33 protein-coding genes are annotated in these 24,550 nt (G+C 49.1%); 21 read left to right on the top strand and 12 right to left on the bottom strand.

The annotated features are described in order from the left end of the window. Positions 1 to 69: 69 nt before the first annotated feature. From C7B82_RS09480 to C7B82_RS09465, 4 genes are all read right to left on the bottom strand, one after another. Positions 70 to 816, bottom strand: coding sequence for a hypothetical protein (locus tag C7B82_RS09480; protein ID WP_106256055.1), 747 nt, complete (start codon positions 814 to 816; stop codon positions 70 to 72). A 92-nt stretch (positions 817 to 908) separates the two neighbouring features. Further along, entirely contained in the window at positions 909 to 1,100 is a 192-nt protein-coding gene (locus C7B82_RS09475) for a hypothetical protein (protein WP_106256054.1), read from the bottom strand. Between the two features lie 102 nt (positions 1,101 to 1,202). Continuing rightward, positions 1,203 to 2,261: a hypothetical protein gene (locus C7B82_RS09470; RefSeq protein WP_106256053.1), complete on the bottom strand. Its 1,059-nt coding sequence runs from the start codon at positions 2,259 to 2,261 to the stop codon at positions 1,203 to 1,205. Positions 2,262 to 2,365: 104 nt separating this feature from the next. After that, a complete protein-coding gene (locus tag C7B82_RS09465; RefSeq protein ID WP_106256052.1) occupies positions 2,366 to 2,944 on the bottom strand; it encodes a Uma2 family endonuclease in 579 nt (192 codons plus the stop codon). Positions 2,945 to 3,358: 414 nt separating this feature from the next. Here C7B82_RS09465 and C7B82_RS09455 point away from each other — a divergent pair, with 414 nt between their 5' ends. The 9 genes from C7B82_RS09455 to C7B82_RS09425 all read left to right on the top strand — a co-directional run bounded on the left by C7B82_RS09455 (position 3,359) and on the right by C7B82_RS09425 (position 8,654). Further along, complete coding sequence (locus tag C7B82_RS09455) at positions 3,359 to 3,919, top strand: hypothetical protein (protein WP_106256051.1); 561 nt, start codon at positions 3,359 to 3,361, stop codon at positions 3,917 to 3,919. Next, positions 3,916 to 4,068, top strand: coding sequence for a hypothetical protein (locus tag C7B82_RS32135; protein WP_181357423.1), 153 nt, complete (start codon positions 3,916 to 3,918; stop codon positions 4,066 to 4,068). The genes C7B82_RS09455 and C7B82_RS32135 overlap by 4 nt, the downstream gene beginning before the upstream one ends. A gap of 30 nt (positions 4,069 to 4,098) precedes the next feature. Continuing rightward, positions 4,099 to 4,341 (top strand): hypothetical protein, encoded by a 243-nt coding sequence (locus C7B82_RS09450; RefSeq protein WP_106256050.1) that lies wholly within the window; start codon positions 4,099 to 4,101, stop codon positions 4,339 to 4,341. Beyond that, positions 4,338 to 5,159, top strand: coding sequence for a hypothetical protein (locus C7B82_RS09445; RefSeq protein ID WP_106256049.1), 822 nt, complete (start codon positions 4,338 to 4,340; stop codon positions 5,157 to 5,159). Before C7B82_RS09450 ends, C7B82_RS09445 begins: the two co-directional genes overlap by 4 nt. Next, on the top strand, positions 5,149 to 5,283 hold the full coding sequence (locus tag C7B82_RS34215) for a hypothetical protein (RefSeq protein ID WP_281258948.1): 135 nt from the start codon (positions 5,149 to 5,151) through the stop codon (positions 5,281 to 5,283). The genes C7B82_RS09445 and C7B82_RS34215 overlap by 11 nt, the downstream gene beginning before the upstream one ends. Continuing rightward, positions 5,276 to 5,698 carry a hypothetical protein gene (locus tag C7B82_RS09440; RefSeq protein WP_106256048.1) on the top strand — a complete coding sequence of 141 codons (423 nt, stop codon included), beginning with the start codon at positions 5,276 to 5,278 and terminating at the stop codon, positions 5,696 to 5,698. The genes C7B82_RS34215 and C7B82_RS09440 overlap by 8 nt, the downstream gene beginning before the upstream one ends. Further along, positions 5,695 to 7,188, top strand: a complete 1,494-nt coding sequence (locus C7B82_RS09435; protein ID WP_106256047.1) for an ATP-binding protein — start codon at positions 5,695 to 5,697, stop codon at positions 7,186 to 7,188. The genes C7B82_RS09440 and C7B82_RS09435 overlap by 4 nt, the downstream gene beginning before the upstream one ends. Beyond that, positions 7,185 to 7,466 carry a hypothetical protein gene (locus C7B82_RS09430; protein ID WP_106256046.1) on the top strand — a complete coding sequence of 94 codons (282 nt, stop codon included), beginning with the start codon at positions 7,185 to 7,187 and terminating at the stop codon, positions 7,464 to 7,466. Before C7B82_RS09435 ends, C7B82_RS09430 begins: the two co-directional genes overlap by 4 nt. A gap of 243 nt (positions 7,467 to 7,709) precedes the next feature. Continuing rightward, positions 7,710 to 8,654, top strand: a complete 945-nt coding sequence (locus C7B82_RS09425; protein ID WP_106256045.1) for a GIY-YIG nuclease family protein — start codon at positions 7,710 to 7,712, stop codon at positions 8,652 to 8,654. Between the two features lie 171 nt (positions 8,655 to 8,825). Here the strand turns inward: C7B82_RS09425 and C7B82_RS09420 are convergent, their stop codons facing one another. Then, positions 8,826 to 9,035, bottom strand: coding sequence for a hypothetical protein (locus C7B82_RS09420; protein WP_106256044.1), 210 nt, complete (start codon positions 9,033 to 9,035; stop codon positions 8,826 to 8,828). A gap of 194 nt (positions 9,036 to 9,229) precedes the next feature. Between C7B82_RS09420 and C7B82_RS09415 the strand changes: the two genes are divergently transcribed. The 5 genes from C7B82_RS09415 (at position 9,230) to C7B82_RS09395 (ending at position 12,264) form a co-directional block, all read left to right on the top strand. Next, the gene (locus C7B82_RS09415; protein ID WP_106256043.1) at positions 9,230 to 9,457 is read left to right on the top strand and encodes a hypothetical protein; all 228 of its coding nucleotides are present in this window, start codon (positions 9,230 to 9,232) and stop codon (positions 9,455 to 9,457) included. Between the two features lie 257 nt (positions 9,458 to 9,714). Beyond that, positions 9,715 to 10,179: a hypothetical protein gene (locus C7B82_RS09410; RefSeq protein ID WP_106256042.1), complete on the top strand. Its 465-nt coding sequence runs from the start codon at positions 9,715 to 9,717 to the stop codon at positions 10,177 to 10,179. 192 nt (positions 10,180 to 10,371) lie between these two features. Beyond that, positions 10,372 to 10,926, top strand: a complete 555-nt coding sequence (locus C7B82_RS09405) for a helix-turn-helix domain-containing protein (RefSeq protein ID WP_219904199.1) — start codon at positions 10,372 to 10,374, stop codon at positions 10,924 to 10,926. Further along, positions 10,872 to 11,435 carry a transposase gene (locus C7B82_RS09400; protein WP_146141112.1) on the top strand — a complete coding sequence of 188 codons (564 nt, stop codon included), beginning with the start codon at positions 10,872 to 10,874 and terminating at the stop codon, positions 11,433 to 11,435. The genes C7B82_RS09405 and C7B82_RS09400 overlap by 55 nt, the downstream gene beginning before the upstream one ends. Before the next feature lie 13 nt (positions 11,436 to 11,448). Then, positions 11,449 to 12,264, top strand: coding sequence for a hypothetical protein (locus C7B82_RS09395; protein ID WP_106256040.1), 816 nt, complete (start codon positions 11,449 to 11,451; stop codon positions 12,262 to 12,264). Between the two features lie 190 nt (positions 12,265 to 12,454). On the opposite strand, the gene C7B82_RS32130 is transcribed toward C7B82_RS09395, so the two are convergent. From C7B82_RS32130 to C7B82_RS09380, 4 genes are all read right to left on the bottom strand, one after another. Continuing rightward, positions 12,455 to 12,592, bottom strand: coding sequence for a hypothetical protein (locus tag C7B82_RS32130; protein ID WP_181357422.1), 138 nt, complete (start codon positions 12,590 to 12,592; stop codon positions 12,455 to 12,457). After that, the gene (locus C7B82_RS09390; protein ID WP_106256039.1) at positions 12,592 to 12,798 is read right to left on the bottom strand and encodes a hypothetical protein; all 207 of its coding nucleotides are present in this window, start codon (positions 12,796 to 12,798) and stop codon (positions 12,592 to 12,594) included. Before C7B82_RS09390 ends, C7B82_RS32130 begins: the two co-directional genes overlap by 1 nt. A 235-nt stretch (positions 12,799 to 13,033) precedes the next feature. After that, complete coding sequence (locus C7B82_RS09385; RefSeq protein WP_106256038.1) at positions 13,034 to 13,411, bottom strand: hypothetical protein; 378 nt, start codon at positions 13,409 to 13,411, stop codon at positions 13,034 to 13,036. A 10-nt stretch (positions 13,412 to 13,421) separates the two neighbouring features. Beyond that, positions 13,422 to 13,823 carry a hypothetical protein gene (locus tag C7B82_RS09380; protein WP_106256037.1) on the bottom strand — a complete coding sequence of 134 codons (402 nt, stop codon included), beginning with the start codon at positions 13,821 to 13,823 and terminating at the stop codon, positions 13,422 to 13,424. Positions 13,824 to 14,592: 769 nt separating this feature from the next. Between C7B82_RS09380 and C7B82_RS34210 the strand changes: the two genes are divergently transcribed. Next, positions 14,593 to 14,727, top strand: a complete 135-nt coding sequence (locus tag C7B82_RS34210) for a hypothetical protein (RefSeq protein WP_281258947.1) — start codon at positions 14,593 to 14,595, stop codon at positions 14,725 to 14,727. A gap of 73 nt (positions 14,728 to 14,800) precedes the next feature. Continuing rightward, positions 14,801 to 17,935 carry a two-partner secretion domain-containing protein gene (locus C7B82_RS09370; protein ID WP_106256035.1) on the top strand — a complete coding sequence of 1,045 codons (3,135 nt, stop codon included), beginning with the start codon at positions 14,801 to 14,803 and terminating at the stop codon, positions 17,933 to 17,935. 581 nt (positions 17,936 to 18,516) lie between these two features. On the opposite strand, the gene C7B82_RS09365 is transcribed toward C7B82_RS09370, so the two are convergent. Beyond that, a complete protein-coding gene (locus C7B82_RS09365; protein WP_106256034.1) occupies positions 18,517 to 18,978 on the bottom strand; it encodes a tyrosine-type recombinase/integrase in 462 nt (153 codons plus the stop codon). A 637-nt stretch (positions 18,979 to 19,615) separates the two neighbouring features. Between C7B82_RS09365 and C7B82_RS09360 the strand changes: the two genes are divergently transcribed. Further along, positions 19,616 to 20,623 carry a pentapeptide repeat-containing protein gene (locus C7B82_RS09360; protein ID WP_106256033.1) on the top strand — a complete coding sequence of 336 codons (1,008 nt, stop codon included), beginning with the start codon at positions 19,616 to 19,618 and terminating at the stop codon, positions 20,621 to 20,623. 37 nt (positions 20,624 to 20,660) lie between these two features. On the opposite strand, the gene C7B82_RS09355 is transcribed toward C7B82_RS09360, so the two are convergent. Further along, a complete protein-coding gene (locus C7B82_RS09355; RefSeq protein ID WP_106256032.1) occupies positions 20,661 to 21,203 on the bottom strand; it encodes a tyrosine-type recombinase/integrase in 543 nt (180 codons plus the stop codon). A 274-nt stretch (positions 21,204 to 21,477) separates the two neighbouring features. On the opposite strand from C7B82_RS09355, the gene C7B82_RS09350 reads away from it, so the two are divergent. Further along, positions 21,478 to 21,702 (top strand): ribbon-helix-helix domain-containing protein, encoded by a 225-nt coding sequence (locus tag C7B82_RS09350; RefSeq protein WP_146141111.1) that lies wholly within the window; start codon positions 21,478 to 21,480, stop codon positions 21,700 to 21,702. Between the two features lie 141 nt (positions 21,703 to 21,843). Here C7B82_RS09350 and C7B82_RS09345 read toward each other — a convergent pair whose 3' ends face one another. Continuing rightward, a complete protein-coding gene (locus C7B82_RS09345) occupies positions 21,844 to 22,083 on the bottom strand; it encodes a nucleotide exchange factor GrpE (protein WP_106256030.1) in 240 nt (79 codons plus the stop codon). 205 nt (positions 22,084 to 22,288) lie between these two features. Between C7B82_RS09345 and C7B82_RS09340 the strand changes: the two genes are divergently transcribed. The 3 genes from C7B82_RS09340 (at position 22,289) to C7B82_RS09330 (ending at position 24,245) form a co-directional block, all read left to right on the top strand. After that, complete coding sequence (locus C7B82_RS09340) at positions 22,289 to 22,759, top strand: hypothetical protein (RefSeq protein WP_146141110.1); 471 nt, start codon at positions 22,289 to 22,291, stop codon at positions 22,757 to 22,759. Between the two features lie 101 nt (positions 22,760 to 22,860). Continuing rightward, positions 22,861 to 23,757: a hypothetical protein gene (locus C7B82_RS09335; protein ID WP_106256028.1), complete on the top strand. Its 897-nt coding sequence runs from the start codon at positions 22,861 to 22,863 to the stop codon at positions 23,755 to 23,757. Positions 23,758 to 23,822: 65 nt separating this feature from the next. Further along, a complete protein-coding gene (locus C7B82_RS09330) occupies positions 23,823 to 24,245 on the top strand; it encodes a hypothetical protein (protein WP_106256027.1) in 423 nt (140 codons plus the stop codon). Positions 24,246 to 24,550: the final 305 nt, after the last annotated feature.

Below are 24,550 nucleotides of genomic sequence, written 5' to 3'. Positions count from 1 at the left end.
GAGTTAGAGTTGGTAGCCCTGGGGTAAATCATCTTCAACCTTGCGATCGCTAAAATCAGTATCGGCGATCTAACCAGAGGTAACACGGTTTAACTTTTTCTTCTCAAACCGTTTACTGGAGCCTGTTTCAGAATCACTAATTTGTGTGTTATCTTTTTTCCTCCTTCCTTGCCTAGAAATTTTTCCTTTTCCTGACTGTTCATCTTTGGTGAACAGCTTCTGGCCCGCAGCAAAATTTGTCACCGTCATCCTTGCTTTGACGAAGGGAGTATAGACCGTAGTTCTAAAACGATCTTTTTGTTTAGCATGACGAATCGCTGCATCGAATAAAAGCTTTGTAGCTGGCCTCTCGAAAGGATTGTCTGCTATGGATAGTGGAGACAGCAGTGTTTTATTTTGCGAACGCGTTTTCTGATTCAATTCAGTCTTGTTTGTTTTTCGGTCGCTCAATGCTTGAACAGTCGGCGAAATCTCCCACTCCTGCATAATCTTTGCGAACCACAGTGCAGGGTGTCCATATTGAGGCTCAAGAAGAAACGTTTCACTGACAAGATTCAAGAGGGCAACTAAAAAAGCTGCTTCCAACTCTATTGCTTGCTTAATCGATCCTCGAAACCGATGGACACGAAACTTCGAATCCCATTTCTGCCGAATCATTTCGGCAAGAACAAGCCAGCGATAGCGGTGAGAAAGCAACCCAAAATCACTGGTTTCTTCTATGGCTGGTGGTGAGCTTAGAATGTGAATGACCGTTTTCCAAACGCCATCTGGGATCTTGTGTGAAAGTAGCGGAATTTCAGTTACTGATAAGTCCATCTTTTCTACGATTGCGTAATAATCCGATTTCTACCTGGATGACACATTGGCTTTGAAACCCTAGAAGCAGAATAAGCAGAAAGCGTATTTTCCTAACCTTTCCCAGGTAGCGCTTCGTGCTGTTGAAACGTATTGAGAAGATAGAGACGAATTGCCAAACGCGCGATCGCGGTTGGATTGGTCTGCTCCAACCGCGCTCTATCACACAGAGCCTCGAAATCGTGCTCGTTTAAACGAGTGGGCACGACTACGTTAAGGGGAGATTTCTGGACGATTGCCTTCATTGGATAGTCACCTCCAACGGGTATACAGACATCTTTGCAAAGCTCTGAAGTAAACGGAAAATCGGGTCAAAAAAAAAGACAAATGTAACGAAAAAGCAACAATTATATAAGGCCGCCTATGAGGCTTCCATCCTTCCAAGAAAAACCTATAGGCTTTTTGCTATTGCGCGAAGTGCGGGCATATAAATTCCCCTCACTGTCCCAATGGGTTTTAGACCGCACAGCTAGTTGGCGTTTTCTTGCTTCCATATAGTTGCCCCACTGTGGTTCAAGGTCTGTATATCGATATGGGTGAAGTGCAAGGAGTACAAATTCAAACCATCCTCCTTGCTTTAACTCCTTTCTATATTTTTCAATCAATTCGCGGTCTTCATCGGGGTCTAGAGAATGGTTGAGAAACTTCTTAAACTTTCTTTCCTCATCCCTCTCCGATCTACTAGGCTCTTGCGCCGGTGGCGTAATTATTTCTGTTAAATGTTTCTTTATAGTTTCGATACAACCTTCTAAAAACATCTCTAGCATCCTTTCAGAAGGCATATCTACACCTTCCACCTCTGCAAACTCCTTGACTTTTTGCTCTCCAGCAGTCATGAGACCAAAAATCGCTACGTCAACATTGACATTCAAAAGTAAATTACTAATCACCTGTTTTGGCAGGGGACAGTCCTTCAAGGGATCAGGAATAATTCCAAAAAGCCTATGGAATATGGCTAACCCCCTCATAAACTGGCAGTTTTCCAAAATACGAAAGTAATACTTCTGTGTATCAGAAAGTGGTTTGAGTTCAAAATTTCTAACAACATCACTAAAGCGGACAGCACATGAAGCTGCCTCATGTTCTTCAGGGCTGTCGTTGAACATGAAAACATGTGGCGTGTGAGAGGTATAAGTTGTAATCCCACCTGTTTTTTCTGGCGGCGGTCCGTAATCTATAGAATCTTTAAGGAGTTGTTCGAGCCGTTTACTTGGTCTACCTTTTTGAAAATCTTCCGCGAATTCTTTTTGTAGGTTGTGAAGCGTCTCCATGTCATCACAGTGCAGAGTCAAGGTAGCTTGAAAAGGTTGATCTGAGACGATTGCTTTATCTGGATTACAAACAGCGTAATTTTCTCCAGTCGATAGGTTCCTTTTTTGCTGCTTAAGTTTGGATTTTCTACCCATAAAACATTGCGCTCCTTCTTACGCAAAAAGCTGACTGCTCAACCTTGATAGCCCCTTATTGCTATCCTGGGATACTAAAAAAACTGGTATGCAAGCGATTGCCCCTAAATACCCTTGCGAAATTCTCTAGCCGCTTCAAGTCTTGACGTTTCAGCCAGCAGGACGCAACGTGAGAGGTGAGCTAAGTCGAGACTAGCCAGTTCAGAGATTTCGCTGCGATCGATGCGCTCATAGCCATCAGCCCGCAACCTGTAGAGGCTAAACAGCCCATCTTCCCAAAACCAGACTTCAGGGACACCTAACGCCTGATACCGTTGGAGCTTGGCTGTGCTGCCACTGGTAAAGATGACCTCGATCGATAGATCTGGTGGATTTTTTGGCTGTCCAATGCAATAAGACTCATCGGCTTGAGCTGAGACAACATTCTCGCGCTCTTGAGTGACAGAGCCAGTTGGCGCAAACTCAATGTCCTTCGCCAAAAAGAACACCTCCAGCAGCATCCCAATCACTGACTTGAAGAACTCGTGGTCAAGACCTGGCATGAGAATTTCGATCGTCCCTTCGTAATAAGACAGGCGCACACCGGGGGAATCTTCCGACGCTTGCTGAATGAGCTTAAATTTCTCCCACGTTCCTTGCAGAATAATGCGCTGGTCAGTGGCTTTTGAGAGTACCTGTGTCATGGCGACTTCCTTTCAGGGCTTGTGCCTAATTCCCCACTAGCTTCAGCTTTGGCAACTTCTTCTACCAGTATTGACTCAATCAAGTTGCTTAGAGATCGCAAACGGCTCTCTGCAAGTCTTTCAAGCTTTTCTTTAACCTCAGGTTCACAGTAGGCAACCAATCGAGCCTTGTTTGTCGCCACGTCGCTGAAAATCATTACGTTTCCTCCTTCAGAGTACCTCATGGCACATGGTTTGATTTAAGTGTACACACTTTATGCAAACTGTGTGCTACTTTATGGAAAAGAATGAAACGGTAGTGAGACACGACTGGAACTAGCCGAAACAAATTAGGAACGAAAGAATCGTGTTCCTAGCCGTTCCAAAAGCGTTCCAACTGTTTCACAGCAGTTCCCACAAGCATTTGAGGAAAGCATGAATACATCACTAACTAAGTTTTGCCGTGACCACGACCTACCCAAGTCCAGCGTTTATCGCCGCGCTCAAGAACTAAATATTGACACCAGCGATGGGCTATCGCCTGAAGCCTGCGATCGGCTGCTGCATGAGTTTGATGTGGTGACTGAGCCGCCAGCCGTAGAGCCAGAGTCGGCAGAACAGCAAGCCGTCACTGTTGAAGTTGGCAACCATCAGATCGTGCTGTCGCAACCAGCGATGCCGCAGACATACAGCCTGGAATCGCTGCGCCAAAGTGAGGTTGTCGCGTTTGATGATCCGTTGGCGATCGCCGCCCAATTCTTGCAAACTGCTGACGTGCTTACAGAGGAGATGCAGCGCGATATCCGAGTACGGGAACAGAAGTTGCAGCAGACCCAGCAAGCGAAAGCCGCGATCGCTGAGAAAGCCCACGATTTCAAGCTGGAAGCGCGACTTTACCGCGAACGGACAGAAATGCTGGCTACAGCGCAAAGTCAGGAGACACAGGGTTTGCAGCAGTCTTTAACAACCTTGCAAAATCTGGGAAAGCAAGAGTGAGCAGGCAGTTACATCCTGTCTGGTTGCTTGCTTACCTGCTTTGCATTCTGGCGATCGTCGCCGTTGGCAGTATGGCGATCGCCCACGCTCAAAAGTCTATCAAGTTAGTGCCAGCATCGCCCCGAGCAGAGTTTGACGCTGGCACCTGACTCCCATCCATAAACAGGAGTATTCCCATCATGACCGATGTCATGCAGGCGATCGCTGATAGAGCGAGTGCGAACCCTGCCTACACTCAACCCATTCGAGTCAGCCGACCGCTCAAACCAGAGTTAAGCCAGTGCCACAAGGTTTGTCGGACACTGGCTGTTTTCGTGTGTGGTGTGACCGCTGGCGTGTTGTTGCACAAAGCGCTCGAATGGTACTTTCCCGCTGACTACGCCCCGATCGCTCAACCCACTTCGCAGAGGGCAAACCGATGAATCCAGTACTGACTCAAATCATTAAGCATCCTGAATGCGGTTATATCTTGCCTCAAGCCGTAACTTTTGCGGCAATGGGGACTAACGATAAGACCGTGAACGCTCTACGGAAAGCAGGCAAGCTGATTGAGGGCGAACACTTTGTCAGGGTGCCTCAACGTGCGGGAATGCCGCGCATCCATTGGACGGTGGCAGGATTGCAGTCATTAGCGCTCGGGCTCGGTACTGACCGGGCAAAAGCCTTTAACGCAGACCTGACGCAGTGGCTTCAGACTCGCAAGGCACCCGCTCACAATGACTCTGCTATCCAACATCAACCACGCGGCTATGCTGTGCCTCCAACAACGGCAGAAGCCTATGCTGATTATGAGCCAGTAAGGCTTCAGCCCTGGCAGCAGTCAGCACCATTAGCACCATTAGCCGTCACTGACTATCAGGAACAACAGACCTCCCCTGGTCGTTACTCGCTGGCAGAGTTGCAGGAAATGAGAGCAATCGCCCAGACCGAGCGCGATGGTCAGATGTTGGCATTGCTCGATAAGGCGATCACAGCATTGGCAACTCATCAGCCAGCGCAACAAAGCCAGCCTGCGGAGCGTGTTGTCTACGTCCAACCGCAAAAGACGACTAACATTAACTTCCTCTGGCACTGGCACGGCGGGAGCAACAACTTCGGCAACGGCTCGATGGAAGTCTTCTTTGGACTGTTGCTGGTGCTTGTCTTGCTGTCTGGTTTGTGGGTGATCGCCCTGGTGTCTACGCAACGCTCACAACTTGTCTATCCATACCAACCGGGGATGCGTACCCATGTTGAATAAGCGACCGTTCACGCCTGTAGACCTGGTGTTTATCGCTTGCATGTTCACGCTTATGGCAGTGGCGCTCTACACCGTCCCTACTGCTCACTCCCCCTCGTCTCAGGAGGTCTCGACTGATGACTGACAACCAAACACCTAACGATGCTGCGCCCGTTGGCACTCCCAAAATGGTGATTGAGGGCTTTAACCCGTTCGCGGGTCCAGCCGTCAACAAGCAAGTGGTCATTGACTCCAATGATTTAAGCCCGATCGGAGAAGCGGAAAGCCTGTGGTTAAGGGCACTCGCCTTTCCACCCCGTCCGGTTGATTTGACCTTGCAGGCGGTTTGCTGGGTGAGCAGCAGTTGCTTTCTCACCAGCGCCATCAAAGCAGGCTTGACACTCACGCTGCCAGTCATCGGGGCGATCTTGCTGGTGATCGTTCTGCCTGCCACCCTAGCGGGTTTGTATGCCTTTTGCACGTTCCCACGCTTGCAACCCTTACTCATTTATCGTCTCGTCCTGATTGCGATCGGCTGCGTTGTGGGGCTGTATCTATGAGCGATCTGCATCCCTCCCAGTTTGAAGAACGCGCCAGCATCAACCGCCATACGGCTCTGGCGAGTTGGGGTATTGCCGCTGCTGCTACAGGCTGCTTGGCATTAGGAGCGATGCCCGATCGCGCTCCCAGTTGGCGGCTCCCCTTTACGGGCGTTGCCTGGGGGCTGACCCTACTCGCCAAGCCACTGCGGAAAATCGTCATCGACTCGGAACGCCGCGCTAATGACGGCAGAGACATCAGTCAGAAGGCTTGGCAGGATTGGTTACTTGCGAGCATGAAACCCACCGCTAGCGCCACACTCACACCTGTAGAAGAGGACGCGGTAGAAGAAATCATCCCCTACGACTGGAGCCAACTGAAGCGCGAGTCAAACCACATCCTGCTCATGGGTCCGTCCGGCAGTGGCAAGGATACGAGCGCTCGGATGATTTCAACCATGTACGGCGATGACCATCAGATCCTCGTCATTGACTGCCACAACTTGAAGAATCCCTGGCAACCTCTAACCGTGGTGGATTCTACGATCGCGGCGTTTGCTCAATTAGGACTGCTACTGGATGAATTGAAGCAACGGAAGGCAGAGGGTAAGAAGGGTTTACCAGAGCGCTCACCGTTGCTCGTCATTATCAACGAATGGTTAGCGCTGGCACTGCAAGCCAAGTCCAGAAAGCTCGACATCTGCGATCGCTTCATCCGCGTCATGCTGTCAGAGGCTCGCAAGTACGGCATTGTTTTCTTGTTTATGTCGCAGGCTGAAAGTGCTGAGTCAATGGGCTTAGAAGGCTTTGCTGCGCTCAAAGATGCGTTCAAAGCGATCCGGCTGGTGAAAGCCTGCAAACGGTATATGCAGACATCCTCAGACCGGGTACTGCGCGATTACGTGATGGCGCATAAGGGCTGGGTGTGCATGGTGGATGATGAACTCGCGCACCATCTTACCCATTACCATCACCCACGCTTCGGGAAAGACATGCCACCAGTGGCTATCCCGCCGCTGCGATCGCTGCCGTTAACGATTGCTGTCGCCGTAGCCGTGGATGATGGCACCGATGATGGTGGTTATGAAGTGATTCAGAATACATCTGTTTACGCAAATGTACCACCGCACCCAGCCACTGCACCCGACCGCACCTTCACCGCACCCAATACCGCACTCGACGAACCGCTCTTAGACGACCGCACCCGCTTAGAACGATTGTGGAGATATGATTTCAGCCCGACCGCACCCGAAACCGCACCTTTTTCAGATCCATCCCCAGACAGTGATAGAGGGGGTGAGGAGTCAGGGTGCGGTCAAGAAAATGACGAGATTGACGGCTTGGATGATGAGTATCTAAGAGCACTCGTTTTCCACTGTCTTTCAGAAGGCATCACAAACGAGGCTGATCAGATTAAGCAAATTTGGGGCATCGCCAAAAGTGGTGAAAACCCGCGCTATCGAAAAGCGGTAAAACGGCTGAGGGAAGTCAAAGCCAGATTCAATCTATGAACGTGCAACTATCACTCTTCAATGTGGAGCCGATCGCATCTCCTCCCACTCCTGAACGCTGGCTTTACCCAATGTGTACGCTGTTCAACTCTGGCGATAGCGGGCTTTATCACATCGCCGCCAGCAGCAAAGAAGAAGCACGGGCGATCGCTGAAGACCAGCTCCGTTCCAAAGGCATCCCGTTTCGAGGGGTTGCTTGCTGTCTGGGGACGTACTGGCGGAAGTCGCTCGATGGCTACCCCTGCTCACCTGTCAGGCAGTGCGATCGCTGGCTTTAATGTCACACGCCCGCACCTGGTAATAGTTTTGCCGCTGCCAGCGCTTTGGACACAGCTTCTCTAAACAACCATTGTAGATCGCTGGCGCTCATCGCCCCGAACAGCCTTTCTACTGAAAGTTGTTCGAGTGTACGTAGAATATTAAGGTCTTACGAAGCAACCGTTTCATTTATAAAAAGTTTGACTTTTAGATGTTTTATATAGAGTAACGCCCAAACTTTCAATCTTACGGCTTAACCTCGTATGACACCAATTAAACCGTTTGCTTTGACTTGCGTTAATTATCAAAACAGAGCTGCGCTTCCAGGAGCACCAGGGATTTATTACGTGCTCAATCTATCAAAACATGAAATTCTCTATATTGGTCAATCTAAAAATATTCGAGCGAGATGGAACGGACATCATCGCGACTGGGAGATTGGGATGTTTCAAGCGATGTATGAAAGCAGCATCGTTATAGCTTGGGAGTTGTGTGACAAAAGTCAACTAAACGGATTTGAGAAAAGAAGGATTAAAGAGTTCAAGCCAACTCTAAACGGCAAGAACAACGATAATACAGAAAGTATTCTCTTTGGCAAAGAAGGACTAGAGGACTTACCAGCATATTACCGTTACGTTGTAAGTAACCCTAGTCAAGAACTTATTGATCATGTCGGTGAGCGAACGTTTAATTATCTCAAAGCAAAAGCCAAGCTGATTGAAGTCTTCAACTACAGGCACCCATCGAACCGTCAGTTGGTTCCTCATTACAGATTTTTTGAGAAAGAGTGCCTTATGCATGTTGCTGTCAATTTTGATAACGATTCAATCTTCTCTAAACTTACTAATGAGTTTTATGAGCTAGTGAATGATGACGTGCGTATTATTCTGGATTACTCTAAATGCCCCGAAAAACCTTGGAAATTTGAAAGTCTAGGCTGGTCAGAAGATAAAGTGGTTCTTGCACTAACGTTTCTCTTCAGCGAGTTTGTTGAAGCTGGCATTAAAGCAATCAACGCTGTTATGCCAGTTAAAGATCCTTATCAATTGGTTTTGGAGCAGGGTAAAGATCCTTCAGTCAAAGCTACTTTCCTTAGTATATTACGACCAATCTATCGCAAAGCAGCAAAGAGGCATTGGGAGAAAATTGTTCTTATATCAGATGTAGAGTTTGATGAGAAATCTTATTTGCTAGTAGAGCAAAACTAGGGATTGGAGTTCGAGGAGCCTAGAAGTGAAATGCAAGTTAAGCCTCAATCAGCTTTTGAATCCGACACAAAACACTGAGATACACACTTTTGATGTGGCGATCGAGAAGCCTCAAATCTTTCGCTTACCCTGGCAATAAATCAACCCTGACAAAGCGACAGGCTGACGGGTTTAGGCCGCATCATCGCCACTGGGCAGCAGCTTATCAGCCTTCAACTTTTCCTCGACTGCTGCTCGAATGTAGTCCTGGTGATTGCCAACCTTGCCTAGTGCTTCTGCCACATCCAACGGGTAACGAGTGCCTACTACACGACCTAACTCGCGATCGCTGGCACGTTGAAACGATTTAAGGTTTTCAGTTTTAGGGTTTGGATTAGACATACTACCGCCTCAGTATTGAAGCCACTCTATCACAGTTAACAAGTGATAGAACCTCATAAAAGCTTTACATCAAAACAGCTCATTCACTCGTTAACAGTGATACATTAGGTTTATGCAAAAGAGAAAGCGCTACCCCTCCGACCAAGAAGTAAGCAGCGCCTCTCAACTAAGTCCCATTATTGGAACATCTCATTATGTCTCAAACAACGATCGCAACAAAGACTGTAGATGCCGTCATTCTCTATGGCTCAACCGATCCAGCGCTCAATCTAGCAACGGTACGCGCCCAGGCGATGACCGCAGACGAGCTGTATCAGGCAGGTTTCGATCATGGCTTCAATAATCGCGGTATGCGCGGTTCTTTGGCTGACTTCCCCAAATACGTTCGCGGCTGGGGTGAAGGCTATCGAGCTAGATTCTAGACCTTGACCGCTGCTGCCTCGCGCCTCGCCCTGTCGCACTGGCAGGGCTTTTTTTTATGTCAATCAAACGGTATCCTGAGTTTTCCGAGTCGGTATCCAGGGCTGTGGATGACCAAAGCGATCGTGTCCAGTTGGGCGACGACGATCTTTATCTGCCTTTAACCTTGCACGGGGAACTTTCACTGAGGCTTCACAGCAATCATCAGGATTTTTCTACTGTCCTGAGAATTGCTTAGGTATGCCCTTACTGGTGACCTATGAAAGTTCTCTACTGCGCGATCGCAGCCTCGGTTGCGCTTGCATCTTTGCCTACCTTACAAGCATCAGCGCGTCCTGTTGAACCTGATTACCCGTGCTATATGCGAACGGCTGCGGGGAAGCTTATCGATCTAACGGCTTCAATGTGTGCTTTTCAACGGTTGGAGTTAGTACAAGCTTCGAGCAGTATAGTGCCAGCTACAGGATATGCTCCGCTGTTACCCAATGGTGCTGACAGTTACGATCCTCGCTACCGCTCTGTGAGAACAGAATCGAACGGTGGTGTCACTCGAATCATTTCTGGCGGACCTGGCGATGACCTTTCTGACGGTCGCGATCGCACCACTGTGATCAGTCCTGGCATCAACTCAACTGGCAACACATGCGTTTATGCTGGCGATCGGGACTCCATAGGGCGGCTCTGTGGCGGACGCGCTTCTAGCGAGAGACCAGGTGGTAGGTAGTCACCAGGACTTCGTCCCACAAGATTACTCAATGAGCTTCAAAGCGGAAAACATTTTCGATACCTCTTTGACTATTAAAACTATAAGCAGGAAAAAACATGCGTAAGCTTGTGTTTGTCGGTCTGATACCAATTCGCACCTGAGAGCGTTATTTAGATCGGATCAAGATCCTAACGTTACTTGCAGGATCGTATGTCCAGAGTCAGCTCCGTGAAACGGCATCTATCCGAAGCGCAGGTGAAGGCTAAGATTACCACTGCCCCGACAGTTCGTTGTCAGCAGAAATGGATGATTATCTACAACGCTCTTGTGGATCCACGCCCTGCATCAGCGATTGCCAAGCACACAGCCACTAGCCTGCGCACCGTCCATCAGGTGATTGCGGACTATAATCGCGCGGGGGAGAGTGCCCTTCAACCCAGAACCCGACCAGGGAAAAACCCTGGTGCTTATTTGAGCTTTGCACAAGAAGCAACCTTTTTAGAAGCGTTTCATGAACCCGCCAAGCACGGTCATTTGACTACCATTCAAGCGATTCAAACCGACTTCGAGACCAAAGTTGGGACTGCGGTTGCGCCGAGTACAATCTATCGCCTCCTAGAGCGTCACGGCTGGCGTAAACTCGCCCCCCGACCGTATCACCCGGAGGGGGACAAAGCAGCCCAGGCGGCTTTTAAGCAAACTTTCCAGACTTGGTTCAAGCAGCCATCGCAGACCGTCCAGAGGCGGACGACCGTCCCCTTGTGATCATGGCAGCGGATGAAGGACGTTTCGGGCGACTGGGTCAAGTGATGAGAGCTTGGCGTGGCCCTGGCGTGCGTCCCGCAGGCGGACAGCAGTTGGTGCGTGAATATCTCTATGGCTTCGTTGCCGTTGCCCCGGCCTTAGGCATGATGACCGCTCTCGTCTTACCCTTCTCCAAGACTGAGATGATGAATTTATTTCTCAACCAGGTGGCGCAGGAATTTGCAGACTATTTTGTGGTGATGCAGGTGGACGGAGCCGCTTACCATACTGGACAGGACGTGGTGGTTCCAGAAAATATACGCTTGATTGTGCAGCCGCCTCGCAGTCCAGAACTCAATGCTGTGGAGCATGTCTGGGAAGAGCTTCGAGAGAAGCACTTCTATAATCGTGTTTTCGACTCCTTGGATGCCGTATCGGACACTTTATGCAAGGGATTGAAAGAGTTAATGGACTTACCAAATAAGATCCGATCGATGACTAACTTTCCTCATATGAGAGTTACGTTTTAAGCTGCGAATTGGTATGACTGGCTCGATCGCTTTAACTGTCGCTGGCTGCTCCTCTCCCTCAAAAGTCACTGTCACAACCGCACCTGCGACAGACTCGCCTAATGCACCAGAAACTTCAACCGCCACACAGCCTTTTGATGCCAAGTCAGCTGCAGCCTTAGTCCCTCAAGTGTCTGCTCCTGAAAATATTCCAGGACTGGTGCAAGCAACCAATGGTGACGAACGGGCTAGACAGGTACAGAAAATCATTGACAGCGAGAAAAGGCAAGACCCGTTTGCAGCGGTGCCAGTCACACTACAACAGTCAATCCCGCTTCCCGATCGCACAGTCATTCCTTTCAACAGACCGACGGTTTCCGCTCCGTCTCCCACTTTGTTTCCCGCACCGATTCCACGACAAACAAAGATTAGAAGGAGAACACCTGCGCCAAAAGTTGCTTACTACCCTTACTCCCCTCCTGTAAAGCCCTTATCAGTGAAGAACAAACCAAGCATCACTGTTCCCCCAAGACAACCCGTAACGACACAAGTAAAGCAAAACAGTCCGGTCATCGCAGTCTTACCGCCATTGCCATCGGCGGCATTAGCGAATGCGGTTGAAGTCAGTGGTGTTGTTGTCGTCGGTAAAGTGACTCAGGTAATTGTAAAAGCACCCAATGAAGTCTCTAGCCGTCACGTACAAACCGGGCAACGTCTTTCCAACGGACAAATACTGGTCAAGCGCGTTGAGATGAGCGATGGTGCCGAACCAATAGTCATTCTGGAAGAGAATGGCATTGAAGTTGCCAAAACGATCGGAGTCTTGATACAGGCTGCCAATCCCGTTTAGTTTATTTTCTTCAGGTATTGAAGTTTAAGACCTGATGATGTATTCCCGTAGGACTTACGCACTTGAGGCTTGAAACCTCGATCCCCCCTTGCCCCCCTTAAAAAAGGGGGAGCTCCAAAAGCCCCCTTTTTAAGGGGGTTGGGGGATCTTCTGCGTAAGTCCTATCCCGCTGTCGTTCAGCAATTGCGAATCAGAACCGCCGCTCGCGCAATGCCCACGTCACAACAACCAGCAGCCCGATCGCAGCCACTACAAAAAGCCCTGCTTCATTCGTTGGCTGGTAGTAGCCATAATCGAGAGCAATGTCGGTTGGACTAAAGTCTTCCACTAGCGATTACACGCTCCACCATACAGAAACTCCTGGTGTCCGGCAGGATAAGCCCTCATGCACCAAACGCCACCGTGCAGCTTCACCATGATCGGGTGATAGAACCATGACATCGCCGCCGCAAGAAGCAGCATGGCGAGGACAGTAGCGACAACCCTGCCAGGTCTAAAAGTGGTGGGCTTGAGCTTGAGTGTGGTGGGTTGCATATTGAGAAAGCCCAGTCTTTGGACTGAGCAGTAATTCTTCAGGTGAACCTAATGGCTTAGAATGCCCATTCAGCGCGAAGGTTGAACAAACACTCCTGATACTTAGTTCATGCTCGACAGTAAGAAGATACGAAAAAGCCCGATCGCTGGCATCGGGCTTATGTCATTTGCAGGGTGTATCTATGTCAATGCTAGTTTGCTTAGTGTGCCCAAATGCCATTACACGTCACACAGGCTAAATAACAAAAATTACAGACAATGCCATCGCTACAACACCGCTCACAAACATGATCCCCTGAAAGATTCCTAACGGTCTTACCGTTTTGTGCTGTGTGACTTCTGAGCCTTTTTTGTTTTTGGCGACAACAGAAGAGATGATCGATATTGCCAACACCCCAGCAACGAAGCTGAAAATTAAGCATATGAGCGAAATCTTAAGTATGATTTCAGTGGGTGTGTTTCTGAAATTATTTGCAAACGTCAAACCTAAGCCGACAAGTACAGAAGCTAGCGTTACTTGCTGCTTGACAAGCTCTATCGCTATATCTAGGGACTTTTGCCTAGCCAAATTATCGTCAACGTAAAGTTTGGGGGCTGTAGACGGAGTATCCATGTCTTCACCTCTATTCGGCTTCAGTGTCAGGACAAATGATCGTAGAACAAAGGAATTGAAACTCTAACTGTTTTTCGCAGCAAAGATACTCAAGAAATCTTTTAATGGAGCTGGCGTTTAGATCACTTGCCCCCAAATCATCCCAGTATCTGATAATGTTTTCGGCGAGTAGAACGAAATCTTTTTCAAGACGTTCGATCTTCTCTGAAAATTCCCGCTCAGATCTGCTTTCGCCTAGAATTACAGAAATATGCCTCTCAGCCCTTACCTTGATAGACTTAGAAGAGCCTTTTTCAACTTTGAAAGCACCGAGTCCTACAACTGATTTGAAAAGTCTCCACATTTCCTTTCTTGAACGACCCAAAGTGTTCCGATTTACCCTAAAGTATTTCTCCTGATTTTCAGACTGCATGCAGTACGCTTTTATCCTATCCTAAAAGTTAATTAGGATAAGGGTAATTTGAATTACCTGCCATGTCAATCAGTCTTAATGTAGTCTTAGCCTTAATCTAGCTTTAACGATTTAATTTGTGTATCAAAAGCGTAACAGTTACATCAATCTTTGCAGTACGGGGGGAATGTAAAATTTTGGTAAACGGCACCCCTTGACCTGATACGCGCAAAGCATCTGTCCTCACTTGCTTCTAGCTACCTCATAGAAACCGTCCACAGTGTAAAATCACTATCCAGCAAGCGTTTCAGTAATTACGCTATAGATAAGATCAAGACCTGACCCACGATCAGAATGGTGATGAGCTTACGAGACATGGGCTAGCTTCCATATAAAAGCCCGATGCCAGCGATCGGGCACGTCCATTCTTAAAGGTGCATTTACCAAGGCATGGCTGGCTGGCTTAGAGTGCCCCATCCATAAGCAGGGCTAACCAGACGATCGCCCGCTTCACTCTGGACTACTCGCCAACTGGCACAAGCGCTCAAACCTTTACACCGCCGCTTTTTCCCTTCTCCCCCTCCTCGCCCTTCTGCTGAAGGATGCAGAAGTGCTACGAGAGAATGGGGCTTTCAGCCGTTGAAACCATATCAAAAGAGGCTATGTACTACTGATTTTTGATTAGTACAATGTCCAAAAGTAGTCCAAACCATTACTAATCAAGGGTTTCAGCAGTGCAGCTTAAATGATCTATTTCCTGAAATCCCTACAGGTAAAGAGTTACAGCCTCATGTTGCACTTTTTTGCCCGTATGTCGGTGCGACCCCTTAATGGGTCGGTGGATATACTGATGCAAGAGACGATCGTCCGGTGGGTGCAAGAGGCGATCGCGCTTAATTGCTCGTTGGTTCGGCAGATTCACTGAGGCGATCGTTTTTAAGTCCTCTCAGTCGATCTGCTCTCAGTCTGTTAGCTTAACTCCTCATCCATCTCTTCCCATGACCCCCACACGCGCTGTTGCTAATTTACTGCTCTCGTCTACGGTTGTGTTCGGAGCGTTGCACAGTGCAGCCCGGGCACAGGTTGTACCCGCCAGTAATGATGCCAATACCATCGTCACGCCCAGCGGCAACACGTTTGATATCACAGGTGGGACAACCGCAGGCACCAACCTCTTCCATAGCTTTCAAACCTTTGGGCTGAATGCCGACCAGATTGCGAATTTTCGCGCCAATCCAGCGATTCAGAATATTCTCGGTCGAGTGGTGGGCGGCGATGCCTCTGTCATCAATGGGTTAATTCGAGTTACGGGCAGCAATGCGAATCTGTACCTGATGAATCCGGCAGGGATTGTGTTTGGTGCCAATGCTCGCCTGGATGTGGCAGGTTCCTTTACAGCCACGACAGCAAACGGGATTGGTTTGGGCGATCGCTGGTTCAATGCGATCGGCTCTAACGACTACGCTAATTTAATCGGCAATCCTGGCAGCTTTGCTTTGACGATGAGCCAACCAGGAAGCATTATCAATGCGGGCAATCTTGCCGTAGGAACGGGACAGAGCATCACCCTGCTGGGTGGCACCGTCATCAACACAGGAACGTTGACCGCGCCAGGTGGCAACATCATCGTTGCAGCCGTACCAGGCGAGAAACTCGTCCGCATCTCTCAGGATGGCAGTTTACTGAATTTGGCATTGCCTGTAGACACAGGTACAGCGGTTAAGGCACTGCCCTTTACACCATTGACGCTGCCTCAATTGCTCACTGGGGGGAATTCAGGCAGCGCTACTGGTTTAACAGTCGAAAATGGTCTGGTGAAACTCATCGGCTCTGGCTTGCAGGTGCAAAATGGCGATGTCGTTGCTAAAACAGTTACCGCTCAAACAGCAACGCTAGCAGCCGCCAACAGTTTGACCCTACCTGAAAGTCAACTTCGCGTCACCGATGATTTGCACTTGTTGGCAAACAATGCAGTCATTGTGCGGGATAGTGTGACGAACCCAGTCAACATTCGAGCGGGTGGAAATTTAACGATTCAGGGCGATCAGACGGTTGATATCTTTGCGCTTCACCATGCTGCCAGTAGCTTAGTTTCGGGTGGCGATATGGTGTTGCGATCGACCCAGACAATCAGCGGCGATGCTCACTACTTTGCAGGCGGCAGTCTCAAATTTGAGCAGCTCAATGGTAATCCAGGGAATGTTTTCAGTCCTTACGACCCAATTATTCTGGCAGCAGGCGATGTTACCCTGGGTGACTACACGGGAGCTTCGTTGCACATCCTTGCAGGTGGTAGTGTGACACTCGGCAACGTCGTGATTAATGCTCCAGGCATTGCCGCCGAGACGATTAATCCGGCTAATGCTGCCCTCTTCAACGGTAGCCGCACCTTTGCCAGCCTTGCCCCCATCACCCGTGCTGATGGCAGCCCTTTGTACGTTAATGTGACTCCCACGGTAGACAATGACGGCAACATACAGCGCATTCCAACCGCAGCCAATCAGTTAGTAATTGATGGGCGTAATCCTACCCTAGACGTGCGAGCAGGCATTGATTGGAATCAGTTAGGAGGCTTGCCTGTAAATCGCTCCATTCCAACGCCCCTGCCCAATAGTGCGCCTTCATCAAATCAACCCACATTTACTGCACCCACAAGCGCCAATATTACGGTCAATTCTATTGAAGTTAATGGAGTTCTTGGTTCTGATATTAGTACGCCAGGTAACCCTGGTTTTGTCTTGCTGACTAACCAGTACAAACCCAACACTGCTCTAACTGGTGGAGCCATTCAAGTAGTAGGAACATTACCAACTGGGACTCCTGCTACTAGTATTCGCTGTGTCGATTGTTCTACCCGTAATTTTGTTGTTGGTACACTTGCGATCGACTCCCGCAGTGCTATTAATCTAGGTAATATCGAAGCTACGCGTAGTAGCGCGGCAGCTCAAAGTAGCAGCACAAATAATATCAATGTTGATTTAGCCGCAGTTGGAAATATAGCTACAGCTTCTATTATTGCAACAGGTCTCAATCCTTCAGACTATGCTGCCAGTTCTGTTGTTTTGCGCTCTACTGCTGGTGACATTCGAGTCAGCATAATTAGTGCTTCAAGCAATGGAGTTAATATTAAGGCGGCGGGTCTTTTTCAAGCAACAGGCGTGGCAAGAACACGATTTAATGATCCTCGCCCACGAGCAACTTCATCCGCTCCGGGCACCCCTCTCTACAACTTTTTGATTGCTAGAGGTGTTCCAGCCACTGCAATCCCTAGTTCCATCATGGTGTTGTATGATGCGTCGCTGTACGAAAACAGTTCGATTCTCGTGACACAAGGGGGTTCGGTCGTTATTCAGTACGGAGATGCTTCAAGAACTCTGTTTGATACGAGTACTACTAATAGCCAAGGGGGAGCTTTCCTTCGGGGTATCATTCGAGGCGGCGATGCAGCGTTCTCTCTAGGACCACGGGTTAGCGGCTCTATCATTTCTGGTCAAGAGCCTTATGCAGTTGGAGTCTTTACGGGTGGAAACTTGCAATATCAACCTGTTACTGCTCAAAACGTTAATTTTAATCAATTTTCTAACAGATCTAATCTGTATTTCAATCAGCAGTATGCACCCCTTATGTTTGGTTCAGCAGATTTTCCAGTAGATGTCAGTGGACTTGTTGGAGGCATTACATTCACTACTGGCACTGATTCAGTCCTATACGGTTCCATTCAAAATCTATCCTTTCCAGCGATACCGAAGCAACCGAATCCTGTTACTGGTGGAGTTCCAACCGTCGATCGCCTTGCTGCATTGCGGCAACGGTTCCAGGGAGAAGATGGGCAAGTGGCGCAGCGACAGTTGACGGCTCAGGAGAAGGAAGCTGTTTGTGGGGCAGCGGCGACGATCGCGGTGGTGCCGTCTGGTCAGCGTGGGGGGGCAACGGGAGATAACCCCAGTCGCACGACTGCTGGCGCGGCAACGTCTGCCCAGACTGACTGTAGGCAATCAAACGATGACGGTCAGATCCTCAAACTGCTAGAGGACGAGCCTGGTGCCAGCCAGAATAAACAGTTAGAGTTGGACAGCTTGCCCACACCCGCTGCCACTGACCCTCACAGCGCTCCTACTCGTAACTTGAAGTGATATGCGGTAGTGTTTCAACCATGTTGTTCTTCTCTGTAGGAACGTTACATGTAACGCCCCTATAGCAGGTCAGCCACACGTCTGTCACACAACCATGCTATGTAACTCTGTAAAGCTTGCCTGATCGGATTAACGCTTGTAGCGATCTCTGGAACCGTCAATATTAGGGGTCTGAGGAGCAACGGAACGGTAAATGTACTTAAGGCTCCAGTTCTATTTCAGTTAGAGAAAACCTTAGCCAGCAGCCCTAACCACAAATGCCTTGAGCTTAGGTTAAAAGCTATGCGTGACCTATGAACTGGATTGCATAAACCTGTTGCCAATTGATGCTCTAGTGCAATACGTTTATGCAACAGCCAATGCCTATCTTTCTGGTTAGCTTCGGATCGTTGCACAAACGCTCGTTTGTGCAACGATGAGTACCTCTAATTATGAGCGGTAGTAGCCGTTAATTCATGGTACAGGGCGAAAGGGCTGAAAGGCTCTATTTGCAGTGCTTTAGGACACTATCAGATAACATTTGAGAACGCTTAAATGCATTTACCGTTCCGTTGCTCCCCAGACCCCATACACATCTGTCTTTACCGCGAGAGAATCGCAGCGCGTTGCTGGGCGGGCGTGACATCCAGGTAAACGCTCAATTCATTGAGCGATTCATGCCCGGTAATGCTGGCGATCGTCTTCAGTGGGATGCCCTTACCGTGGAGGTTAGTTGCCAGCGATCGTCTAAAGGAATGCGTACCCACACCCCTAAGCTCTAAGGCCTCACAGACCTGCCTGAGTTCCTTGTCTACTGCTTGCCTGGTGATGTGCCCTGCTGTGCGTGGTGAAGGGAAGAGATAGCCCTCTGTGGGCAAGGTTGCGTCACTCAGCAGCGCTACCAGTTCAGGGTGCATCACCACCTCCCTGGCCTTGCCTGTCTTGGTATGAGTCAGGGTAAGCGTTCCTGCTAGCAAGTCAAGGTTCTCTGCTCTCAGTGCCAGCGCTTCACCCATGCGGCAACCCGTGAAGGCAGCGATCGCCACTTCGTGCTTTGATGCGATTGAACTCTGCTCTCTACTTCACGACAGATTTGTTAAATCATCTGTTTCTGTCTCAAGCCCTCTTTTAGCACAGTGCGAGTTCCCACCACCGACCGATTAGTATCAGCGTCAGTGTTGCTAATCTATGATCGTTAAGATAATCAAATAACAAACTTAACTGGTGCTGTACAGACGTTTTGCTGTTGTGGTCTGGTATTGCACCCCGAAGGAGAGCGACCGCAGGGGTGCGAGCAGCGCAAGTTGAAGAGAGCTAGGGCGTTCGGTGTGGAGTTTCTGTCGCTTCCTCCACTTTATTACTACCAACGGGAGGCTAAACCCTCTATCAGAGCAGCCAGAGGTAGCAAACGAGTAAGTCATGTGCCCGATTGTATATGAGTTGCTGACAGCCTTAAGCCAGAGATGGTTTGAGGCTTTAGCTTTGTCCAGCCCAGACGAGAAAGCCCGCTGCCAGCGATCGGGCGATGTGTTTTCTACTCAGGAGTGCATCTACTTATGGCAATGCTGGCTTGTTTAAGATGCCCATTTATAAGATTGGCTAACCAGGCGATCGCTTGATCTTGTCCTCATCGAGTCTCCAATGAAAGAAAAAGAGCGAAAGCTGCGATGATGGCTCCTGTAGCGTCTACCCTTGTCTGTCATGCGTTCCCTCTTGAAAAAACTGCGATCAGTTAAGCTTCGCCTTTCGTTCTTCTACTGGACGGTAGGAGTGGTACTCTTCATTGCCCTAAGCTTATGGGTGGCTTCCTGGGGAGGTCGAGTGTCGCGAGATTGGGAAAAGCTACAACAGCAGCCGACAGACGCGACCAAAAAGCAGTTTGATGCCTCTCTGGATGTTGTCAAAGCGATTGTTGGCGGCGTTGGTACGATCGCCACCATTGGCGGTGGCGTTTTTGTCCTTTGGAATCTGCGGCTCACGCAAACACGGCTTATTACAGAGCGGTTCTCTAAGGCTGTAGAGCAACTGGGCAGCGACAAGATCGAAGTCCGTCTTGGTGGCATCTATGCGTTAGAACGCATCGCGTATGACTCAAATCGAGACCACTGGACCATTATGGAAGTCCTCACGTCTTTCATCCAGGAGAAATCGCCGATCCCTACTGAAGAGCAGATCCGCGTCAAGGCTTATGAGCTATGGCAGAACAGCAATGGCAGCGGTACAGAACAAGAGCATTGGACTCAAGCAATTAAGGCACTTACAGGTGAACGAGTCACGAAAGACGTTCAGGCAGCTTTGACAGTCATTGGACGGAGGCAGAAAAAGGACCCACCTGATAAGTACCTTGATCTCAGCGGTGCCAATTTGCAAGGGGCAAAACTCAACAATGCCAATTTGCAACAGGCAGACCTCAACAGAGCCAATTTGCAAGCGGCAGACCTCAACTATGCCAATTTGCAACAGGCAATCCTCCTCGCTACAGATCTCCGCAACACCAAAGGACTCACCAACCCCCAGTTAGGGGGAAAACAGCCACCGCTACTGTGCCATGTGGCTCTACCCGAAAGCTTCCTGGACAAAGACAAGCTCAAAGATCGAGACTGTGATCGCCTGCCCCAAGAGTTGCTCAAGCGTTATCCGCAAATCCTCAAGGACATTGAAACAGTTAAGAAATATGTGGATAAGACAAGGCAAAAGCAATGGGAGTGACCTCTGCATCAAGACGGCTGCCTGCTAGTCCACACACTCACAGCAGTTCCCCTGCCTTTTGCGCTTCACCGTTCAACCCTTCGATGTACAACCCGACGTTGGCGATCGACGCGTGTCCAGAGCGCTCCTGAATCGTCTTCAGGTCTACACCCGCCCGGTAGAGGTTGGTAATTGAAGTGCGCCTGAAACTGTGGGTGCTGATGCCCTTCAAGCCCACATAATCACAGACTTTGCGGAGTGCCAGGTCACAAGACTTGGTGGTGATGTGGCTCCCCGTCGCGCCCGTTCTGGCAGGGAACAGATAACCCGACTCAGGCAGGTCAACCGCATCAAATTCCGTTTGCAGTTTTTGCGGGATGCTCACTTCTTTCGTGCGCTTGGCTTTCGTATTGGCAGAGCGAAAGACGATCTGACCGTTTTGGATATCACCGACCTGAAGCGCGACGGCTTCACTGATCCGGCAACTGGTGTAATAGCAGATGGCAAAAATGAGCCGATGGGGATGCCGCAACTCACCCAACACCAGTTCTAATTGCTCAGGACTGAGAATCTCCGCCTGACCATTCCTTTCCACCTTCATCGCTAAACCCCTCTCTACTTCGTCTTCTGTTATTTTACGAAGTAAGAAACCTAATGTCTATAAGGTTTCTGGTTTTGGGGTTGCAAACTGGCACAGCGGCGATCGCCGCTCTTACAGATTACTTATCATTCCCGCTGCGATGGAATGGGCGTTTCATCGTGAAACTACCCCGATTCATCAGTTTTGCTTAAGTCGTTAACGCTGTTTACACTTTTTCGTGTGCCATCTCTTGACGCATTGCGTACCATTGTGTATGCGCGTTTACGGCGTTCTGATGAGTAAGCCCAAAGTGACGATCGGCTGTCGCATTCCTGATGACTGGATAGGGCAGATTGACGCAGTAGTGAATGAGTTAGGCGTAAGTCGCTCCGAGTGGTTCGCGGGATTGGTCAGTGAGGCATTAAGGAAGCAAGACGCTGGAACAGTGCGATCGCTCCAGCAGCGCTTGACTACTGTGGAGCAACGGCTCAACAAATTGGCGCGACTGGTGATGCAGTAATTACGTGAGCACTTGAACAAGTGAACAAGTAGTTGCGTAATTACGTATCTAAGTGATTGCGTGAACAAGCGAAAAACTTGCCAGTGGACGAACAGGCGTAGAATCACTTGATTCTCTGAGTTCGCTTTTCTACTGGATGTACTAGCGACTGATCAAACCAGATAGAAGGATAGCAAAAAGAAACCAAGTAGCGGTTCCGAGAAAGCCAGCAATGAGAACGCCTTTTGCCACCTGATCAGTGACATCTGCTTGCTTGCGATTTTTTAAGTCAGAACGCAACCCGATTAATTCCTCTTTAACTAGCGCCAGCTCGCTTCGCAAAGCTCTGAGTTCAGTTACAGAAGGAGGGATGCTCTGAGGAGTAGGCTTGGGCTGATTCATAGCTATAACGAGATCAGGTAATTACCTCTCAAAATACTCAGCAGCCAAAGGAAATCCTGACGCTTCTGATTAAGTTTTAGACCAAGGTGATCACCTCAACACTACGCGATTGAATGTTAGCAAATGTCAGCATTTGCCATCAGTACTCAAGCGGCACAGGGACTAGGGAGACCGCAGAAGCTTAGACTTGTTTGGGTTTGTTAAGGTGCCGACAATTCTTCATGCCATTGTTCAGGATTTCTCTAGACACGGCGGAATAGGTTCAAAACCACTCTTGTCACCGCTAGCTATGAAGCCTGATCCGATCGACACCGAATTAGAAGCCTTGAAAGCTGCTCTCCTTAACAAAAGCAAAGCAGGAGAAGATAATTTCTCAAGTTACGTCAGCACGTCGATCCAGTCATTGCAGGCGATCGCCTCAGAGCTTGAAATATTTGAGCGCGAATTGAGACAGCGCTGCATACTCAGCAAAACTAAAGCAGTAGAAGCCGATAAAAGCTTGCAGCTAGCATTAGCGAAACAAGACATGGGGCAAGTTTTCCAGCACTCCATAGACAAGACGGTGCATTTAAGGCTTGCACAAGCGATGGACAAACAGCTTTCAAAGATCGAGACTGAGCGAATCAAGTTAAAGGTCAACCTGGAATTGGCAGCCAAAGAGCTTGGAAAATCCTAAGGTTTGTTAAGGGTGAACGAGTGCTAGACAATTTTTCATGCCATCTTTCGGGGTTTTCTCTAAGAACGTAGGAATACTTAAACGTCCCCTACCATCCAGTCATGACACCACAAGAGGTATTAAGCGCTGCCAAACAAGGCAACCCACAGGCGATCGCCGCTCTGATGAATCGATCGCTGAATCCCAAAGGCATCAAGGTCAAAACCAAACTGACAGGCAGCGAACTCCACGTCATGCTGGAAGCCGAGCATACGCCAAACCAGCAAGCGCTAGTCGCATATGTTTCCAAGGGCATTGCAAACTTAAAAATCGAAAGTATTAAGAACCTCGCTATTTATGGGCGCGTAGAGGGAGAAGATTTTCCAGCATGGAGCGATCGAGTGGGGTTAACAGTGCCTCATCAAGCCGTTGAAAGCGGCATCGAAACAGCTAAGACTGAACCTGGGAAAGCTAAACAAAAAACGACGCCAACTGTTTCTGATGATCCATATGAAAGACCTGTCGTTTTGATGCCGACAACGAAAAAGGCTAAGGCTACAGCGATTGTCTTAGGCGTGATTGCTTCAGTTGTCATGCTAGTAGTGGCAGACACCATAGGGCTGTTTCGTCCCTTGTCACCGCAAGCAAAGCCTTCACCTTCAGCCGTTGCGTCTACACCCAGCCAACCAGAGACCTCTTCAAGTAGCGATTCGACTAACTCTGGTGACTTAGTTAGCTTCAAAGAGGCGATCGCCAAGATCGACCCAGACAACACCATCATTGCCAGCATTGATAGCAGTAGCATTCCAGGCGAAGCGGTGATCACGGTTCAGAATGTGTGGCACAGTCAGCCTTATCAAACGCGTTTACAGACCGCTCAGAACTTACAGAGGGCATGGGTGAGAGTCGGATATCCTACGCAACCGGACAAAGCTCGGATTAAGCTGGTTGATTTAAATGGCAACCATGTAGGCGGTTCTGGCTGGCTAGCTGGATCGTTGGTAGACGTAGACAAATAAACCCATCGCGCTATTGAAGTAGCCAACGTTAGCCTTTCACTACAACCCCTTACCTAGTCAAGCCGATGAAACTTTTGCCCCGTGTAGCGCTGCCCGTATTGAGTCTTGCTATTGTGTTTGGCTTGTTCATGCCTGCGATTGTTAGCGCTGCTCCAGCACGCCCCAAATTCAGACCAGCTTTAAGTGGCAAATTTGATATTGCCAAGTTAAAGAAGTATGCAGATGGTGAGTATGTTATCTATCGCCGCAAAGGTGAAAACCGCTTTGTGATTCAGAAAGAAGAGTATCCCTACACTATCTCTGGCGTCTTCCTTTCCTATCAAACGATCGACTGCGTGACAGGCTGGACTCAGAACGAAGACAAAGACTATGAGAAATGGTTGCCAGCAAGTTACACCCACATTCCAACCACTCACAAAGGCAATCCAGGCGTGGTCAAGATGTATCGGAGCTATTGCAGCGATATGGGAATTAAGCCAAGGTTTTGACCCCTAACTGCTGACTCCATTGATAAGCAAGGCTAACTGAGCGATCGCGATCCTCGCCTTGGACTAACCGCAGACTGGCACAATGCCTCAAACATCGATGCTTTCGTTGTATACAGTTGCACTTCTGCCAACGCAATTAACCCACTGGGGTAACCGCAGCGTTAAAGCACTACTTGATGGATGTTTTGAGTTCTGGGTTAGTCCAACTTTTACGACTCTGGACTACGATTGGACTGTGCGACCCGTTCGCTCGAAATGAGTGGCAACACTCAGGGATGAGCGGCAAGAAGCGCGCCATAGCGTAC

The organism is Stenomitos frigidus ULC18 (assembly GCF_003003795.1).
GTDB classification, from domain to species: domain Bacteria; phylum Cyanobacteriota; class Cyanobacteriia; order Leptolyngbyales; family Leptolyngbyaceae; genus Stenomitos; species Stenomitos frigidus_A.
The sequence above is the reverse complement of the archived record's forward strand: the minus strand, read 5'-3'. Positions and strand labels throughout refer to the sequence as shown.

Coding starts and splice junctions, on each gene's coding strand:
- C7B82_RS09480 (WP_106256055.1), bottom strand. CDS start 816: ATGGACTTATCAGTAACTGAAATTCCGCTACTTTCACACAAGATCCCA.
- C7B82_RS09475 (WP_106256054.1), bottom strand. CDS start 1,100: ATGAAGGCAATCGTCCAGAAATCTCCCCTTAACGTAGTCGTGCCCACT.
- C7B82_RS09470 (WP_106256053.1), bottom strand. CDS start 2,261: ATGGGTAGAAAATCCAAACTTAAGCAGCAAAAAAGGAACCTATCGACT.
- C7B82_RS09465 (WP_106256052.1), bottom strand. CDS start 2,944: ATGACACAGGTACTCTCAAAAGCCACTGACCAGCGCATTATTCTGCAA.
- C7B82_RS09455 (WP_106256051.1), top strand. CDS start 3,359: ATGAATACATCACTAACTAAGTTTTGCCGTGACCACGACCTACCCAAG.
- C7B82_RS09450 (WP_106256050.1), top strand. CDS start 4,099: ATGACCGATGTCATGCAGGCGATCGCTGATAGAGCGAGTGCGAACCCT.
- C7B82_RS09445 (WP_106256049.1), top strand. CDS start 4,338: ATGAATCCAGTACTGACTCAAATCATTAAGCATCCTGAATGCGGTTAT.
- C7B82_RS34215 (WP_281258948.1), top strand. CDS start 5,149: ATGTTGAATAAGCGACCGTTCACGCCTGTAGACCTGGTGTTTATCGCT.
- C7B82_RS09440 (WP_106256048.1), top strand. CDS start 5,276: ATGACTGACAACCAAACACCTAACGATGCTGCGCCCGTTGGCACTCCC.
- C7B82_RS09435 (WP_106256047.1), top strand. CDS start 5,695: ATGAGCGATCTGCATCCCTCCCAGTTTGAAGAACGCGCCAGCATCAAC.
- C7B82_RS09430 (WP_106256046.1), top strand. CDS start 7,185: ATGAACGTGCAACTATCACTCTTCAATGTGGAGCCGATCGCATCTCCT.
- C7B82_RS09425 (WP_106256045.1), top strand. CDS start 7,710: ATGACACCAATTAAACCGTTTGCTTTGACTTGCGTTAATTATCAAAAC.
- C7B82_RS09420 (WP_106256044.1), bottom strand. CDS start 9,035: ATGTCTAATCCAAACCCTAAAACTGAAAACCTTAAATCGTTTCAACGT.
- C7B82_RS09415 (WP_106256043.1), top strand. CDS start 9,230: ATGTCTCAAACAACGATCGCAACAAAGACTGTAGATGCCGTCATTCTC.
- C7B82_RS09410 (WP_106256042.1), top strand. CDS start 9,715: ATGAAAGTTCTCTACTGCGCGATCGCAGCCTCGGTTGCGCTTGCATCT.
- C7B82_RS09405 (WP_219904199.1), top strand. CDS start 10,372: ATGTCCAGAGTCAGCTCCGTGAAACGGCATCTATCCGAAGCGCAGGTG.
- C7B82_RS09395 (WP_106256040.1), top strand. CDS start 11,449: ATGACTGGCTCGATCGCTTTAACTGTCGCTGGCTGCTCCTCTCCCTCA.
- C7B82_RS09390 (WP_106256039.1), bottom strand. CDS start 12,798: ATGCAACCCACCACACTCAAGCTCAAGCCCACCACTTTTAGACCTGGC.
- C7B82_RS09385 (WP_106256038.1), bottom strand. CDS start 13,411: ATGGATACTCCGTCTACAGCCCCCAAACTTTACGTTGACGATAATTTG.
- C7B82_RS09380 (WP_106256037.1), bottom strand. CDS start 13,823: ATGCAGTCTGAAAATCAGGAGAAATACTTTAGGGTAAATCGGAACACT.
- C7B82_RS34210 (WP_281258947.1), top strand. CDS start 14,593: ATGTTGCACTTTTTTGCCCGTATGTCGGTGCGACCCCTTAATGGGTCG.
- C7B82_RS09370 (WP_106256035.1), top strand. CDS start 14,801: ATGACCCCCACACGCGCTGTTGCTAATTTACTGCTCTCGTCTACGGTT.
- C7B82_RS09360 (WP_106256033.1), top strand. CDS start 19,616: ATGCGTTCCCTCTTGAAAAAACTGCGATCAGTTAAGCTTCGCCTTTCG.
- C7B82_RS09355 (WP_106256032.1), bottom strand. CDS start 21,203: ATGAAGGTGGAAAGGAATGGTCAGGCGGAGATTCTCAGTCCTGAGCAA.
- C7B82_RS09350 (WP_146141111.1), top strand. CDS start 21,478: ATGAGTAAGCCCAAAGTGACGATCGGCTGTCGCATTCCTGATGACTGG.
- C7B82_RS09345 (WP_106256030.1), bottom strand. CDS start 22,083: ATGAATCAGCCCAAGCCTACTCCTCAGAGCATCCCTCCTTCTGTAACT.
- C7B82_RS09335 (WP_106256028.1), top strand. CDS start 22,861: ATGACACCACAAGAGGTATTAAGCGCTGCCAAACAAGGCAACCCACAG.
- C7B82_RS09330 (WP_106256027.1), top strand. CDS start 23,823: ATGAAACTTTTGCCCCGTGTAGCGCTGCCCGTATTGAGTCTTGCTATT.